At 56.7% G+C, this 16,093-nt stretch carries 12 protein-coding genes and 1 pseudogene; 4 read left to right on the forward strand and 9 right to left on the reverse strand.

From position 1 onward, the window contains the following. A partial coding sequence (locus tag K290_RS37470; protein WP_154668674.1) for an oligosaccharide flippase family protein occupies positions 1–633 on the forward strand: 633 nt, incomplete at its 5' end. Here K290_RS37470 and traG read toward each other — a convergent pair. From traG to K290_RS0126995, 3 genes are read right to left on the reverse strand one after another with little or no spacing between them, the layout of a single operon-like run. Further along, on the reverse strand, positions 573–2,486 hold the full coding sequence (gene traG / locus K290_RS0126985) for a Ti-type conjugative transfer system protein TraG (RefSeq protein ID WP_028754744.1): 1,914 nt from the start codon (positions 2,484–2,486) through the stop codon (positions 573–575). The two genes, K290_RS37470 and traG, sit on opposite strands and share 61 nt — an antisense overlap. After that, entirely contained in the window at positions 2,477–2,716 is a 240-nt protein-coding gene (locus tag K290_RS0126990) for a conjugal transfer protein TraD (protein WP_028754745.1), read from the reverse strand. The genes traG and K290_RS0126990 overlap by 10 nt, the downstream gene beginning before the upstream one ends. After that, positions 2,706–2,987: a TraC family protein gene (locus K290_RS0126995; protein WP_037136368.1), complete on the reverse strand. Its 282-nt coding sequence runs from the start codon at positions 2,985–2,987 to the stop codon at positions 2,706–2,708. The genes K290_RS0126990 and K290_RS0126995 overlap by 11 nt, the downstream gene beginning before the upstream one ends. 131 nt (positions 2,988–3,118) lie before the next feature. Here K290_RS0126995 and traA point away from each other — a divergent pair, with 131 nt between their 5' ends. Beyond that, positions 3,119–7,729 carry a Ti-type conjugative transfer relaxase TraA gene (gene traA / locus K290_RS0127000; protein ID WP_028754747.1) on the forward strand — a complete coding sequence of 1,537 codons (4,611 nt, stop codon included), beginning with the start codon at positions 3,119–3,121 and terminating at the stop codon, positions 7,727–7,729. A gap of 394 nt (positions 7,730–8,123) precedes the next feature. On the opposite strand, the pseudogene K290_RS35085 reads toward traA, so the two are convergent. Then, positions 8,124–9,502, reverse strand: a pseudogene (locus tag K290_RS35085) (MFS transporter). An 11-nt stretch (positions 9,503–9,513) separates the two neighbouring features. Beyond that, a complete protein-coding gene (locus tag K290_RS0127010) occupies positions 9,514–9,765 on the reverse strand; it encodes a hypothetical protein (protein ID WP_154668675.1) in 252 nt (83 codons plus the stop codon). Positions 9,766–10,622: 857 nt separating this feature from the next. On the opposite strand from K290_RS0127010, the gene K290_RS0127015 reads away from it, so the two are divergent. Beyond that, positions 10,623–11,591, forward strand: a complete 969-nt coding sequence (locus K290_RS0127015; protein ID WP_028754749.1) for a 3'-5' exonuclease — start codon at positions 10,623–10,625, stop codon at positions 11,589–11,591. Positions 11,592–11,884: 293 nt separating this feature from the next. Here the strand turns inward: K290_RS0127015 and K290_RS38995 are convergent, their stop codons facing one another. Next, positions 11,885–12,133, reverse strand: coding sequence for a hypothetical protein (locus K290_RS38995; RefSeq protein WP_154668676.1), 249 nt, complete (start codon positions 12,131–12,133; stop codon positions 11,885–11,887). Between the two features lie 569 nt (positions 12,134–12,702). After that, entirely contained in the window at positions 12,703–13,740 is a 1,038-nt protein-coding gene (locus K290_RS0127025) for an IS110 family RNA-guided transposase (protein ID WP_037136373.1), read from the reverse strand. A 237-nt stretch (positions 13,741–13,977) separates the two neighbouring features. Here K290_RS0127025 and K290_RS37480 point away from each other — a divergent pair, with 237 nt between their 5' ends. Then, complete coding sequence (locus tag K290_RS37480) at positions 13,978–14,178, forward strand: hypothetical protein (protein ID WP_154668677.1); 201 nt, start codon at positions 13,978–13,980, stop codon at positions 14,176–14,178. Between the two features lie 60 nt (positions 14,179–14,238). Here K290_RS37480 and K290_RS35095 read toward each other — a convergent pair whose 3' ends face one another. Both K290_RS35095 and K290_RS0127040 read right to left on the reverse strand, forming a co-directional pair. Continuing rightward, a complete protein-coding gene (locus tag K290_RS35095; protein WP_051264231.1) occupies positions 14,239–15,105 on the reverse strand; it encodes an ABC transporter ATP-binding protein in 867 nt (288 codons plus the stop codon). Further along, positions 15,102–16,091: an ABC transporter ATP-binding protein gene (locus tag K290_RS0127040; protein ID WP_028754752.1), complete on the reverse strand. Its 990-nt coding sequence runs from the start codon at positions 16,089–16,091 to the stop codon at positions 15,102–15,104. The genes K290_RS35095 and K290_RS0127040 overlap by 4 nt, the downstream gene beginning before the upstream one ends. Positions 16,092–16,093 lie beyond the last annotated feature (2 nt).

The raw sequence follows: 16,093 nt of genomic DNA on the forward strand, positions 1-16,093 counted from the left end.
CCGCTGATCGGCCCGCTATTTTCGCTATGGCTTCCGCTGATGACAAAAGTACGGGGCGACCTCGTTAAGGAGCAGGAAGTCTACGTCGCAATCATTCGAACGGCTGCGTTTGTTTCATTGCCTGCGTTCAGCGGTCTGATTGTCGTCTCTGATGATATCGTCGCTTTGCTCTTGCCGCACACCTACAACGGGGTTGCGCCGATCATTCGGGCAGTCGCCATCACATCCTTGATGATCCCGATCTCGTGGTTTAACCCAATTGCCATGAACGCCTTGAATATGAACCGGGCTTCATTGAAGTATAGTATCGCGGTGGCGATGACCTGCATCACGGTACTGTTGTGCTTGCCGAAGATTTCTCCCCAGGCTGCCATTATCTGGATGTCGGTGCCCGCTTTGGCTTACGGTCTTGCCGGAAATCTATTTCTCCATAACAGACTGGGATTGTCGCATCTTTCAGGATACCGGGGTTTGGCCCCCGCAGTAATTGCATCTGCTTTCATGGCTCTTGCGACGTGGTGGGTGAGGTCAGAAATGCTCGATTGGAGCATTGGCGCCTGCACAGCTGACGCTCAAGGTCGCACGAAACGATTTGCTTTTGCGGCTTTATTCATATCCTTACGGCGGAAGTAGATCGCTCGTCCGCACCGGATTGGGCTGTGCCCCTGTACAACGAGGATCTGTTCGTCCTTTCGCATGGACTGGATGATCTCGTGCGGAAGGATCAACTGTCTCCGCTGAAAATTCACGCTCTCCGACCTCGGTGCTGCGCCATGTTTATTGCTCCAACCGACATTGCGCGAGCGCCCATGAACCTCGATGGTCATTTCTCCACACTGGGCCGAAACAGTGCGGGCGGTTTCGAGCGCCTTGATGGCGGCATAGGAGGCGAATGCGCATCCGTCGATCCAAGAGGTCGCACCATTCTTCCCGAAATGTCGCTCTAGCTGGCCCACAGATTGATACATCAGCATCATGGTAATGCCATACTTGCGCCCGCGGTCGCGCGCTTCCTCCAGCGCCCGCATGTAGCCTAACAAATCCACCTCATCCAGCATGAAGAGGGCACGGCGCTTGAAAGCGCCATCGGCTTGAATCATAGCGTTGATCAACGAACCGATGATCACCCGCCCAATACCGGGATAAGATCGCAAGATGGGCGCGGGAATGTTCAGGAATACGTCCGTGTTGCTTTTGACAATGTCGCTTGATCTAAAGGTATTCCCGCAAACGAGGGAGGCGTAGTTCTCAAGCGAGAGCCACTGTGTATCCTTTGATGCGGTCGAATACACACCGCTGAAGGTCTGCTCGGTCATGTTCGTGAACACGCCCAGCGTTTCGCGAATGAAGGCGGACCTGGAGTTCGCCTGGATGTCGCGAAGCATAGCAAGCACCGAAGGCTCAGGCTCGGACACGATCAGACGCAGGCTGCGAAGGTTGCGCCGCCCGGCATATTCGGGTGAGAACATCACGTGGGCGAGCAGCCCGGTTAAAAAATTATGCGCTTGGCTCTGGAAATACGATCCCGTGGATGAGTCAAAACGCGCGCTGTCCGACAATAGCATGTGGGCGATGCCAACGATGTCCTCCTCCTTCTGCTTCGAGGCCTCGATCCCATCGAGAACGTCGAAACCTACGACCGGATTTGTCGGGTCAAGCACCATAACATCGCGTCCAAGGGAGTGGACGCGATGCCCTATAACAATGGGGGTGACTTCGGTGGAGGGATCGAGGCAGATCAGCGGACCAGTATAGCGAAGTGCGGTCGGCACTACGTTGCTTGTGGTCTTGAATCCGCCGGAACCGGCAAAGAACAGCATGTGGGTGGAATCGAAGTCCTGCTTGTAAGTGAGCAATGGAGCCTTGCCACCCTGACCCCATGTGCTCCAATCGTCGGGATCGAACGCCAGCTTCTGAATGACTTCCTTGTCGACGCGATATCGCTCTCCGACCACAATCTCGCCATCCGGCGGGAACAGCTTGGCGGCTGCCGCCATCGAGAGCCAGTCGGCATTTCCGAAGATGCCGTGCTTTGCGCGTTTGACTTGCTCGGGCACCACGACGGAAATGCGGGCGGCAATTGCTGTCGCCATGAAGCCGGCCAGCGCGCCGATAACCGCGCTGATATCCAGATATGAGAGCGCCTCCTCCCAGGAAACTATTCCGTGTTCCACCCATGGGATAAGGCGGCTATATTCGCGTAACGCATAAAACCCAGCCACAGTTAGCAAGCATAAAAGGCTCGCCACTGCTACGGGTCGACGTCGATGCAACGGCGATGTCGAGACGATTAAAAGTCCCGCAAATGGCCCGAATGCGAGGGCCGGGATCGGCGCGGCCCGGAGAAACCAATAGGTTGCTTTGCCGGGCAGGTCGGCAGCGATTTCCTGCCATCGCCAGCTAGTGATGTAGACAGTCGTCGCGGTGACAGCGACTGGCACGAGAACAAGCAGAATTCTCGGATGTAATTTGCCCTTCAACGCCATTTTGCGCTCTCGTCAGTGCGTGGCGAGAGGTTGTCCAATGAAGGAGGCTTGAATGCCTGTTCGCCGGCATCGCACAGCCGCCGATGTTCGACTGAGCCCGGGACAACTTTCGCTAGCTCAAGCAAGCCGCCGAGAAGAAAAGCCCTATCGGCCCTCAGCAGCCCGGCTTTGACGACAATGCCGCCAAGCAGGAACTTCTCCCGAGCTTCTTGTTTGCGCTCAGCGGTCATGTGAACGTTGCGCCTCCGCTCCAGCCCCGCGATCCGCTGACCGATGCGTCTGAGCACCTGGGTTGGCATCCCCTTTTTTTGCATCTTTGCGAAATCGCGCGGCGATCTCTTTGAAGATCTGATCAAGCTCGTCGTCACTAATCTCCATCTCCGCCAGGCCTAACTTCATCGCGGCGCGCGAGAAGCGCTCGGCGGATTTAACTATCAAAATTCTCTTTCGTTCAAGAAGCGTTTCGATCTGTGCGTCGAGATCAGATATGGATGATTTCATAGCTTTTTTCCCATTGCTGGACGTGACAATCGCATTGTGAAATGCCATTATACTGACTAGAACAAATTAGTAAAATAGGTTATTTTTGCGCCGATTACCAATGCGAAGTGCGAAAAGGATTGAGACCTATCATGGCAATTATGTTCATCAGAGCGGAGATGATCAGCAGAGGTGCGGGGCGCAGCGTCGTCTCCGCGGCCGCTTATCGTCACCGAAAGAAGATGGTGGACGAACGGATCGGCGTTGCGTTTGCCTATAAGCGTCGCCGATCGGATCTGGTGCACGAGGAGTTGGCGTTGCCTGACCAGGCGCCGGATTGGCTGCTTGGAGCAATTGATGGGCGGACGGTCGCCAGCGCCAGCGAGGTCTTGTGGAATGCTGTTGAAGCTTTTGAAAAAAGGGTGAATGCGGAGCTTGCTCGCGAGCTGATAATCGCCCTACCGGAAGAGCTTACGCGGGCCGAGAACATTGCGCTTGTGCGCGAGTTCGTGCGCGATAATTTGACCAATAAAGGTATGGTGGTCGACTGGGTTTATCATGAGAGACAGGGCAACCCCCATATTCACTTGATAATGACCTTACGTCCACTGACCGAGGACGGGTTTGGGCCTAAGACTATGGTCCTGGTCCGAGAGCACGGTCAGCCGCGGGGCGGGGTCGGGTCGGACGGTCCCGTGGAAAACACTGTTCGTCGCAAATGGGGTGGCGACCGCAAGACGCTAAAGGCGTGGAAGATCGCATGGGCCGAAACGGCCAATCGCCACCTATCGCTTGCCGGCCATGATATACAACTTGATGGCCGCTCGTATGCCGAGCGGGGATTGGGGGGTATCGCTAAGACACGTGTTAGCATAGCGAAGGCTGTCCTGATTAAGAAGGGCACGGCAATGTTTTTGTCGCCGGCTGAGCTTGCGCGCCGACAAGAGGTGGTCGACAGGCTGCTTGCCGATCCGGAGCTTCTCTTAAAACAAATCAGTAACGAACGGTCCACTTTCGACCAAAGCGATATCGCCAAGGCTCTGCATCGTCATGTCGACGATTCCACTCACTTCGCGAATATCCATGCAAAGCTGCTAATGTCTGATGAGCTTGTGGTACTAAAGCCACAACAGCTCGACCCCGAAACAGGAAGGATGGCCGAACCGGCTATTTTCACGACGCGAGACATGTTGCGAGTCGAATTTGAGATGGCGCGGTCGGCGGAAGTTTTATCAAAGCGCGTTGGGTTCGCCGCTGCGGAGAAGCACGTCGCCGCCGCCATCAGACTCGTCGAAACGCGCGATCCTCAACTGGCCTTTCGTCTGGATGGAGAACAGATCGGCGCGATCCGACACATCGTCCGGGACAACGGTATTGCCGCCGTTGTCGGTCTTGCTGGCACCGGCAAGTCAACGCTTCTGGAAGCTGCGCGTATAGCCTGGGAAAAAGACGGCCGACGGGTCGTTGGCGCAGCCCTTGCAGGTAAGGCGGCGGAAGGATTGGAGAAAAATTCGGGAATTCGCTCGCGAACACTGGCCGCTTGGGAGGTCTCCTGGGGTGCTGATCGCGACAGCCTTGGGCGTGGTGATGTGTTCGTCATCGATGAGGCCGGCTTGGTTTCGTCGCGTCAGATGGCGCGTGTTTTGAAGGTCGTAGAGGACGCAGGCGCAAAGGTGGTTCTGGTTGGTGATGCAATGCAGTTGCAGCCGATTCAGGCGGGTGCTGCGTTCCGTGCCATTGTGGAGCGTATAGGCTTTGCTGAGCTTGCCGGCGTGCGCCGTCAGCACGAGGATTGGGCACGTGATGCATCCTACTTATTTGCGGTCGGCCGGGTGGAAGCAGCGCTCGATTTGTATGCCGCGCAGGGCCACATCACCGAAACAAATAGCAAGGAAGAAGCCATTGGAAGGATCGTTGTCGATTGGACAAAAGCTAGGATTGACCTTCTGGGCGCAACCGATTCTGAAGATAGTGCTGTGCGTGTACGCGGCGATGAACTACTCGTTCTTGCCCACACAAACGCGGACGTTAAGCGGCTCAACGAGGCCGTTCGCGCGGTCATGGTCGAACGAGGGATCTTGCACGAACAGCATGTCGTCATGACAGAGCGCGGTAAGCGCGAATTCGCCGTCGGAGACCGCATCATCTTCCTCGAGAATGCGCGCTTCGTCGAACCACGGGCTGGACATCTCGGGCCACAGCACGTGAAAAACGGTATGCTGGGGACGGTCAGGGCGATTACCGGGCGGGATGCCCACACACTGCTATCGGTCCGCCTAGATAACGGCCGCAAGGTAGTCTTTGGCGAGCACAGCTATCGCAATATTGATTACGGCTATGCGGCAACAATTCACAAGTCACAGGGCGCGACCGTCGATCGGACTTTCGTATTGGCGACCGGCGCGATGGACCGGCATCTAACCTATGTTGCAATGACACGTCATCGCGAGCGGGCGGATCTTTATGCGGCGAAAGAGGATTTTGTCCCGCGGAGGGATTGGGAAAAGCTGGTGCGTATTGACCATGCCGCTGGACTCAGTGGTGAGCTGGTGGCTGTCGGCCAGGCTAGGTTTCGGGACGATACCGATGCCAATCTAACTCCCTATGCTGACGTGAACATCGAAGGTGGAAAAAAGCATCGCGTGTGGGGCGTTGGTCTGCCTGCTGCGTTGGAGAAGGGCGGTGTTCGCGTCGGTGATGTCGTGAGTCTGCGTAAAGACGGCATCGAGCGAGTAATGGTAAAGGTGCCTGGTATCGACACCGAGACCGGCGAAACACGCTTTGAGGACCGGCTGGTCGAGCGCAACGTGTGGACGGCGCAGCGGCTTGAACATGCCGGGTCGAGCAGTGAATTTGCTGGGTCGCAAAGCCATAGGCCGGAGTTGTTCGAGCCACTGGTCGAACGCCTGTCGCGCTCGGGCGCAAAGACGGTGACGCTTGATTACCAGAACGAAGCTAGCTACCTGCGTCACATCGATGATTTTGCGCGCCGCCGGGGCATTGTCCGCCTTGCCGAAGCTTCCGCTGAGGTCGAGGAGGCGTTATCCAGACAATGGGCAAGGCTTGTCGGGAGGAAGGAAAGATTAGATGAGCTTTGGAGGCGCGCCAGCGTTGCATTAGGGTTGGCAATTGAAAGGGAACGGCGCATATCCTACGACGAGGATAGGAGGATGTCACAGCCGGCGGCACGTAAGAACGTGGTGGGCGTTCCGCGCTATCTGATGGCGCCGACGATGACATTTCCTCAGAGCCTGGAGGAGGACGCGCGCCTAGCTCAGATGGCATCTCGAGAGTGGAAGGAGCGGGAAGCCAGTTTGTGGAGCGCGCTCAACGCAATCTATCGCGATCCGGATCAGGCCCTCATCGTGCTAAATCGAAAAATTTTGGCAAATGATGGAGAGCCGAGACGAATTATAGAGGCTCTCGCTCGTGTGCCGGATCAACTGGGGCGACTGCGCGGATCAGAGGATCCGGCACACGGCGGAATGCCGCGACACGAACTCCACGAGGCTATGGCTGCTGTTGCAAATTTGATTCCTTTGGCAAGAGCTCATGCTGAAGCGTTCCGGGTGGATGCTGGTTATTTCGAAAGACGCGAGCAGATTCGACGTTCCGCAATGTCCGTGTCTGTTCCGGCACTCTCCGAAAACGCGCTTGTTCTGCTATCCGAAATCGACGCGGGGCGTATGAAAGGCGGTGAGGATGCTTATAAATCCGCATTTTCTCTGGCCGCCGAAAATTCGGCGGTGATGCGGGAGCTCAATCAACTCGGCGAGGCCCTGACGGCGCGCTTCGGTCGGAGCGCTTTCACGTCGAAGCCCGATATCGTCGCCGAGCGCAGCATGATCGAGCGCATGCCCCCGAACCTCACATCAGAACAACGCGGGGAGCTCGTAAAGCTATTTGAACTCGCAAGGCATTTTGCCGAAGTGCATCAGGGTGAGCGGCGTAACCCTTCGCAGGTCTTCGCCACCGCCATTGTTTCTGACGACAAAATTGTGCTTCCAATGCTGTCCGCCGTCTCCGAATTTAGGACGCCCGTTGAAGAGGAGGCTAGGCACCGTGCGTTGGCCAGGTCCGATCATCAGCGGCAACGTGCACGACTTGCCGAGAGTATGACGCACGTCTGGCGTGATCCTGCAAGTGCGGTTGAGACAATCGAGGACCTCATTCTCAAAGGTATATCTGCCAAGCGCATTGCAACCGCCGTTCGCAGCGATCCAACTGCGTATGGCGCGCTCCGCGGTTCCGGCAGAACGATCGACCGCCTGCTTGCACCCGGTCGTGAGCGGAAGGATGCGCTGCAAGCAATTGCTAAGGTCGATGTCCACATCAAGGCGTTTGCGTCTTCTTACGCTGCGGCATTCGATCGGGAGAGGCAAGCCATCACAGAAGAGCGTCGGCGCATGGCTATCGCCATCCCGGGATTGTCGCAATCCGCACAGGACGAACTGTCAAGATTGACCAAAGCTACAACGCTGCGCAGTCAGGATTTAGATGCCGCGGTCCACGCGTTGGACCCACAAGTTCGCGCGGAGTTTGCCGTAATCAGCAAAGCGCTCGATGCCCGTTTCGGCCGAAACGTGATTGAGCGTGGCGATGAGCGTGCCGCCAACTTTATATCCGCCACACAGCGCCAAGAATTCGAGGTTATGCGTGAATCTCTGAGGGTGTTGCAGCGGGCGGTTCGGATCGGCAGTCAGAAGATTGTCGAAGAGCGTAATAAACGCTCGATCAATGAAACACATGAGATCGGGAACTAGGGGTCGCGAACTATGGCGGCAGAAACGACGATCTTCCTTTTCGTCAAATGAGTGCACCAGTGCGACTGAGATGCACCTGCCTTCGGTCGAAAATTCCAGCGTCAGCCGCCGACCGTGATGCGGTGAGTGAACGCCAAAGCCAGAGCACACCCATCAGGAACAATCCGGCTTATGCAAGGCCGAGCCGACGACGTGCGCGCTCGAAAACCATCGGCGTCAAGGCAAAGTACGCCTACGCGGTTCGTTAAAGATCGCATTTCTTGAGCCGCGGTAAGGCAATTGCGAGACCGGCGAAAAATTAGAGCAAAGTGTGTTCAAGGGGAACGGCCCTTTGCTCTAGCTCTTGTTTCAACGCGTCTTTCCGACCTCGATGTTTCCGCAAAGTCGCGAAGCTTTAGTGCGAGAAGCCGGCAGCCGTCTCGCTGAGGCTCTTGCCCTTCGTCTCGGGCGCCAGCCATTGCGATAGGGCAGCTCCGACGCCGGCGATGGCAGCAGCAATCAGCATGGTCACCGAGGTGCCTAGATTGGCCATGGACCATGGCAGCAGGAAAGTGCCGAGGCCGGCCCCGACGCGGCTGACGGCAGCTGCAAAGCCCGTGCCGATTCCGCGGATTTCGGTCGGGAAGACCTCGCCCGGGTAGATGCTGGTCAGCGTGCCGTATCCTGCATTGAAGAAGGAGAAAGTGACGAACAGGGCCAGCACGACCATCGCTGGGGCGCCCGCCCACAGACCTAGAACCGTAAGCAGCACGGTGGCCACCCATTGTGGCGGCGCGGTCAGCGTGCGACGGCCGAACTTTTCGATCAGCAGGACCGTGGTCACGCTTCCGGCCAACGCCACGGCGGAGAGCGCGACCCCGCCTGCCAGCCCGCCGCCGAGGCCGTATTTCTGCAGCACGCTGTCGGCGAATGTGGCAATCGCGAAGTACGGCGTAACGGCGCAGAACCAGAATCCCGATACGAACAGGGTGGCTCTCCAATACCGGCCGGAGAACAGCATTCTGAAGCTGCCCTTCTGGTGACTACCCTCATGCTCCATATCGGCCGCGTCCGCAGAGCTCTCCATATATCGGTTGGCTATGGCGCGGGCCTGTTCGGTACGCCCCTGGTTCCAAAGCCAGCGTGGGGATTCAGGCATGCCGAGCCGGCCGAGGAACAAGGCCACCGAGATCAGGGTGCTTGTGCCGAGGATGAGCCGCCAGCCGAGGTCTGTATACTCGTTCAGCAAATAGCCCACGATGAAGGCGATCATGAATCCGGCGTACCAGGCTATGAGGGTCAGGCCCATAAGCCGTCCACGCAGCCGGCAGGCGCGAATTCAGACATCAATGGCCAGCCGACGGAATACTCGGCGCCGATCGCAATGCCCATCAGCAGGCGCACCACGAACAATTGCCCGGGCGAGTCAACAAAAAGTTGCACGGCGCCGACGAAGAGCTGCATGATCGAGGACAATAGGAACAGCGCCATGTCCATCATGAATAGCGGTTTGCGGCCATACTTGTCGCCAGCCCAGCCCCCAAGTGGAGAGCCAATCAGGATGCCGAATAATGCGCCTGCTGCGATAAGGCCCTCCCAGAATGGCGAAATGGCGAGATCTGCGGTCATTTTGCCGGACACCGGGCCGACGATTCCGAGGATGTAGCCATCCAAGAACATGCCGCCGGTAAGAACAATGATCATTCTCAGCATAAAGCGTCGTTTGAACGCCGCTGACGTTTCCTCCTGCGCGGTTTCGATCGAAATCGCCGCTGGTTTGTCCAATATTGACATAACGTTCCTCCTTATTTTTCCTGGGTGGACTGGTTGGGTGCGCTCAGATCGTGCTTCGTCGCAGTCCTCATTCGCGACGGCAGACTGCTTTTCCCGCCTGCTTGGCTGAGCGGCTCCGCTCCGCTCATTGTCGATGCGATGTCCGGCACGAGGATCGAACTTGTCGTGCGCCGAGAGACGTGCAGATAGATCGTCGGAATGGCGTCGAGGACCGTGATTTCGACGTCGGGCCGTAGCCCCCGGACCGGGCCTTTCATCATCATTCCGCCGCCAGAGGCCGTATTAGTGGCGGGCTAGGCGGGAGTGTTCTGGTTCGTGAATAGCTTTTTCACGACGAGGAGCCACGAAGCTTTTCAACCGGCAGTTTTACCACTTTGCTCCTGCTCTTGAATGTGAGTAGGGCCGAGTATGAAAAAATGGCTGTAGCCTTGCCTGTTTCCTCCGATGCATGCAGCGTACGCGGGTGGACTGTTCCTCGCGTCAAAATTGCCCTTTTAGGTCTGTCTGCACAACACTCGTTTAGGCAGAAAAAAATGCCTGATGTGCAGCCAGCGGATGGCCTGGATGGGTGGCGGCTGGAGGAGGTGGGTAGCCCTGGACTACCCGGCGGAAGGGTACGCCAGAGCACAGGGAGGTATTCTGGATATGGTTCATGATGCTGGCTACAGATTATCAAGACCACCCCCACGAGAGCGAAGCCCTTACCGGCGGGGATGGCCTCTGGGGCAACTTGATCGAGCGTGCCGTCGTTTTGGGAGATCGCCAGAAGGCGATAGCTTTCCTGCTGAATGCGATTCAAGCAACTGTGAATGGCGAGAGCCCAAGACTCCTGCATAGACTTCGCAACCTTGCGGGCTATGCCGTCGGTCTCAGTCGTTCGGATATTTGCTGCAAATGCGCAAGAACATGCTTCCCAGATGGCTGCCACGATGGGAAAAAGGCCCCGACGGCATCCAGGCACGACTCAACGTCCTTACCTGGGAGAGGGCGCTGGTGCGAAATGAGCTCACCGTGACCATGCGCCTGCCATGACACTATGTGGGAACGAACGTTTGAATGCCTTTGGAGAATCTAGAAGGTGGTTCGAATGCCGTTTCTAACAACAAGCCTGGGAAACCGAATGCCGCAGCAGTTCGACCTATTCGCTTCAAACGAGATCGCTCCGCGCAGGGCACTTGGCTCGTCGGCGACGAAGCGCCGGCCGGCGACGGCATTAACCGAAGACGAAATGGTCCACCACCTTCTGGCGACGGGCAAATATCGTATTCTCAAAAAACTTTGCACGCGTGACATTGCTGCGATCGCGCGTCCGGGATTTCCCTTGCAAGGCGTCATCCTCGATACCGAGACTACTGGCCTCGATCATCGGAAGGACGAGATTATCGAGATCGGCGCCATCGCCTTCACGTTCGACACGGCTGGCAACATCGGCGATGTCGTCGGCGTTTATGGTGGGCTGCAACAGCCGATGAATCCGATACCTGCAGATATCACGCGGTTAACGGGCATCACCGATGAAATGGTGTCCGGGCAAATGATCGACATGGCGCAGCTTCGTACACTGATCATACCGGCCGACATCATTATCGCCCACAACGCCGGCTTTGATCGCCCTTTCTGTGAAGCCTTCTCGCCGATCTTTTCCGGAAAGGCCTGGGCCTGCTCGGTCTCGGAGATCGATTGGACTTCGCGTGGTTTTGAAGGCACCAAGCTTGGCTATCTGATTGGCCAGGCCGGCTATTTTCACGAGGGCCACCGTGCTGTCGATGATTGCTTTGCCCTCTTTGAAGTTCTTGCGCAGGCAAGGGGGACGTTGAGTACTCCATTTGCCGAGCTCTATGAAGCCAGTGCGCGATTGCGCGTTCGGATCTTTGCGGAAAATAGCCCCTTCGACATGAAGGATCATCTCAAAGCACGCGGTTATCGTTGGGCGGACGGCAGCGACGGCGGACCGAAATCCTGGTGGATCGAGATTGCCGAAGATGCTCTTGATGATGAGCTGCGCTATCTTCGCTCGGAGATTTATCGCTGGAATGAGGCAGACCCGCCAACACAACGGCTCACCGCATTCGATCGCTTTAAGGCATGACGGAGGAGTGCTATCTATCTTGCCTGGAGCGATGCTCTCGTCGGGGAGGCAGGGTAAATGTCCCCCGCCCGCGACGATATCGCATGCGGCTCACGGTTCTGAAAAAGAACTGTAGGTAACGCGTGGACCTTGTCGCAATGGATGTGGCGCTGACGAACCACTATTTTAGGTTCTTTGTCTGAATTGCTCCTGTTGGTTCTTATGATTGTCCAAAATCCGTAACGCATCGGTGGGACCGACCGATGTACCACGGGCTATCTCGACAGAATGATGAGCCGATCGTGCGATTTCCATCACAGCCCAGAACTGGCACCATCGCTCGATGAATTGGCGGCGGCGGCCAAAGACGCCCTGGAAGAAATCATCGCTTCAGCGAATGAAGCGGGGTGGGTACGCGAGAGGTACTCGTCGCGCTGCTCGTGGTGGCTCACTCTCTCGAAGACGCCAATAGTGCCGACGCGGGTCCTGCTGATGATCCTCCCCGCTTGTTCTTTCAGGCGGGCGCCAAGTTTGATGGAGAAGACGATGAGCACCAACGGCACGAATGCGACACCCCGAGCAGCGGCGTCCCAAGGACGTGAGTCCGGTACCTGAAAAGCCCGAAAAGGCGGACAAAGAGTCCCTCGCGCCGCCAACTGTCCAACCTGCTGCCAGCCGTGAGGTCATTGCATGAACTTTCCGATGGGTGAACGTTTAGCCAATGCCGCAGATATAAATCCTCGTCAAGGGTTTGGAGCCTCGATAACCGTTATGCCGAAGTTCCAAGCACCGATCGCAAGGACTTTATCGTCGTCTCCCAATTTGCCACACCCGATCATGGTCCAAGTAAAGGATTACGAGGAAGATTGAGTTAGAGTAGCTCGCAGAACATTGATGGGCCGCCCTGAAAGGGCGACCCCGCGGAGCATCAAGATTTTGCTGTTTTTTAGGCACCGCGTGCAGGAAAACTGACGGCGTTGCGGTGAATGCACGCCATTCGATGACGCGCTGACAGAACGGCCTTTAACTATCCCGTGCCTTCTTTGCACAGCTTCATGTACGGCCTGTACTGTCTCTTGTGGGCGTTGTCTGAAACTAGGCTATCCTATCTTACGCGCCGCGAAACTGGTGCTTAAGCCTGCGCCGGTGTTCGGAACGTGTCGCCCTTGTTCAACAAGGCCCATACCACCCTGGCTATCTTATTCGCAGCCGCGACAGCGGCAACCTTATAGGGTCGCCGTTCGGCTAGCCTCGCAAGCCATGTATCTACGGTGTGCGCCTTCGCCTTCGCTTGCCGGACGAGTGTCATGCCCGAGACAAACAACAACGCCCTTAAAACCGGATTTCCGCGCTTTGAGATAGGTCCAGGTCGGCTTTTCCCACCGCTATTGTGTGCTCTGGGAGTCAGGCCCAGCCATGAAGCGAATTGCCGACTGGATTTGAATATGGTCGCATCCGGTACGTACGCTTTTATCGTGGATGCTGTAATAGGCCCGATCCCTGGTATGGCCAAGAGTCGGCGTGTGTCGTCTTCCTGTTTAGAAAGCAATGCAAGCTCTTTCTCGAAGCGAGCGATTTTGATATCGAGCGCTTCGATCTCCTCGTAGATGGCCAGAATGGCGTCCTGTACCGCTGGTGGTATCCCCGGCATCGCGCCATCGCGCAGATCTGTCGCCAATCGTTCAACCTTCGCAGTTCCAGTTCCCGTTATGATGCCGAATTCGGCGAGGTGACCACGTAGAGCCTGGAATGCCTTGGTTCTTTGTCGGATAAAGAGAGCTCGTGTCTTAATGAGGACGGTCAATGCTTGCTGCTCAACCGATTTCACGGGCACGGTCGGTATATCCGCCTGCGTAGCCGCCACAGCAATCGCCTGCGCGTCCAAGGCATCCGTTTTGTCTCGCTTGACGAAGGGTTTGACGTACTGCCCGGGAAGGATCATCGTTTGGTGGCCCAGCGCGCCAATCTCGCGCGCCCAAAAATGGCAGGCGCTTCCGGCTTCCATGGCAACGATACAAGGCGAAAGTGTCTTAAAGAACCCGATTACCTCCTCCCGGCGCAGCTTTTTGTTGAACGTCTTCCTCCCGCCGGCATCGGCTCCATGCACTTGAAATACGTTTTTGGCCAGATCCAGACCAATGACAACTGTGTGTTTCAAAATAAGCTCCATATGTTGAATCACGGAGCCACATAACGTCGGCTGATTAAACATTAATAAGAATCTAGGCCTTAAGGGAAGTCGGAGAGGAGGCCTGGTCGAGGATAGTGTCGGCAATGGTTGGATTGTCGATGATGTCGCACCAGGGGGCGTTTGCGGTGAGGGGCAATATACTACCTTAACGGCGGCCATCGATATTCGCCGGTGAGCGTTATATGCTCCATCCAAGCGGTGAGACGTGACGCACGGATGACGGAAAACTGCGGCATTCTTCCTAAGGCCCTCGGGAAAAGCAGGACAATGCGGCCGCGGGTGGCTGCGCGCATCGTAAACGCCCACGCCGACCTTGACCATGACTTTGCGTACATACTCGACGGATACAGCCAGCCTCTCGCAGAGGTTATTGCCGATATCCAGGGCGAAATTGAAGACTGGGAAGATGAAAGCTGAAGCGATTCAACGCGCATCGAGCGCCCGAACGGAGACACGAACTCCGTCCAACATTGCCGCTCATGGTAACGGCGAGATTTTTCTGATGACAGTATCGATACCCGCATTGCCGCTTTGAGGGATCGCTGCGAAGTCGGCAGATAGGACCGCGTCTTTCAGTGCGCGGGAATAAGGATGCTGGGGATTATCGAGGACTGCGCGCGCTTGGCCCTGCTCGACGATTTCGCCTTTGCGCATGATGATGATCTTATCGCTGATATAGTAGGCCGTCGCCAGATCATGCGTAATGTAGATAATCGAAAGCCCCAGCTCGCGTTTCAATTGACCGAACAAATTGACGATCGACATGCGCAGCGACGCGTCCACCATGGAAACGGGCTCATCAGCGACGAGAAGGCGCGGCTGAGGTATGAGAGCGCGGGCAATGGCCGTGCGCTGAAGTTGACCGCCGGACAGTTCGTGCGGGAAACGGCCTTTCACCTCCGCGAGACTAAGGCCGACATGCGCCAAGGCTGCATCCGCTATCCGCTCGACTTCTTGCCGATCCGGCCGCTTTGAACCTGCGGAAAAGTTGCGGGCGGTTTCGAAGAGATAGCGGTCGACCCGCTTCAGTGGATTGAACGCTTCGAATGGATTCTGCAGAACTGGCTGCACTTCTTTCATGAAGGCCCGGCGCTCGGACGCGCCGTGGACGGAGACAGCTTTTCCGCGGAAATCAAGCTCTCCTTCGGTGGGCGTTGTCTGTCCGAGGATCATTGACGCGATCGTTGATTTTCCCGAGCCTGATTCTCCGACGATCGATAGGATTTCCGGCTCTTGGCCGAGCTCGAAACTGACGTCTTTGACGGCCGTGATCTGGCGCCGGCCGAGGATACCACCCTGCCGGAAGATCTTCGTGACATGTGAGAGGGTGAGAAGAGCGCTCAAACCTGATCTCCCGTAACGGCAAAACAAGCCACGCGCCGGCCGGGCTCGACGGTAATTAGCGGCGGAACTTTTTGCATGCAGATATCCATCCGCTTCGGACAGCGTGGGTGAAACCGACAACCCTCCGGCGGTGTGGCGAGACTGGGAGGACGTCCCTCCAGCGACGGACGCGTCTGGACATCGCCGATACGCGGGAGGCTTGCAACAAGATGCTGCGTATACGGATGGAGCGGCATATCGAAGAGCTTTCGAGTTGGCGCTTCCTCGACCAAACGTCCGGCGTAAATGATTCCAATGCGGTCGGAGACCGTCGCGTGCACACCCATATCATGTGTGACGAATAAGAAGGACGAGCCCATCTCGTGCTGGATTTCACGGATCATTGAAAGAACATCGCGCTGGACGATGACGTCAAGCGCGGTCGTCGGCTCGTCAGCGATGATGAATTCCGGAGTCAATATCGTGGCAAGTGCAATGGTCATGCGCTGGCGCATGCCGCCAGAGAGCTCGTGGGGATAGGCGTCGAGCAGATGCGGATCAAGTTTCAGCCGCTGCAGATGAGTGGCGACTTTCTCGAAGAACTGATCCCTACCGAGTTTCATATGCCGGAGCGCGAAATCCGTAAAGGAATGACGGATGCGACGCACCGGATTGAGCACATTCATCGAGCCCTGCATGATATAGGATAAATGCAGCCAGCGGAGTGCCATGCGCTGCTCTGGTTTCATGGCATAAATATCTTGCGTCCCGCCAGCAAAATGGAACGTCACCTTACCTGACACGACCCTGAGCGGCGGCCGGATGGCACCAGCGATGGTCTTGATCAACGTCGTCTTGCCGCTGCTCGATTCACCGGCAACACCGTAGATCTCGCCGCGACCGATCGTCAGGCTGATATCGTCGACGGCGCGCACCTCACGGTCAACACCATAGAGGAAGGCGCGGTAATAGGCTTTCAGATTCTCGATTTCGACCAAGGCATCCATGG

It is taken from the genome of Rhizobium leucaenae USDA 9039 (assembly GCF_000426285.1).
In the GTDB taxonomy this organism is placed as follows: domain Bacteria; phylum Pseudomonadota; class Alphaproteobacteria; order Rhizobiales; family Rhizobiaceae; genus Rhizobium; species Rhizobium leucaenae.

What these genes read in the sequence shown, in the direction of transcription:
- K290_RS0126990 (WP_028754745.1), bottom strand. Translation starts at nt 2,716, where the DNA reads ATGACCGCTGAGCGCAAACAAGAAGCTCGGGAGAAGTTCCTGCTTGGC.
- traG (WP_028754744.1), bottom strand. Translation starts at nt 2,486, where the DNA reads ATGGCGTTGAAGGGCAAATTACATCCGAGAATTCTGCTTGTTCTCGTG.
- K290_RS37480 (WP_154668677.1), top strand. Translation starts at nt 13,978, where the DNA reads ATGACGGAAAACTGCGGCATTCTTCCTAAGGCCCTCGGGAAAAGCAGG.
- traA (WP_028754747.1), top strand. Translation starts at nt 3,119, where the DNA reads ATGGCAATTATGTTCATCAGAGCGGAGATGATCAGCAGAGGTGCGGGG.
- K290_RS0127010 (WP_154668675.1), bottom strand. Translation starts at nt 9,765, where the DNA reads ATGATGATGAAAGGCCCGGTCCGGGGGCTACGGCCCGACGTCGAAATC.
- K290_RS0127040 (WP_028754752.1), bottom strand. Translation starts at nt 16,091, where the DNA reads ATGGATGCCTTGGTCGAAATCGAGAATCTGAAAGCCTATTACCGCGCC.
- K290_RS0127015 (WP_028754749.1), top strand. Translation starts at nt 10,623, where the DNA reads ATGCCGCAGCAGTTCGACCTATTCGCTTCAAACGAGATCGCTCCGCGC.
- K290_RS0126995 (WP_037136368.1), bottom strand. Translation starts at nt 2,987, where the DNA reads ATGAAATCATCCATATCTGATCTCGACGCACAGATCGAAACGCTTCTT.
- K290_RS0127025 (WP_037136373.1), bottom strand. Translation starts at nt 13,740, where the DNA reads ATGGAGCTTATTTTGAAACACACAGTTGTCATTGGTCTGGATCTGGCC.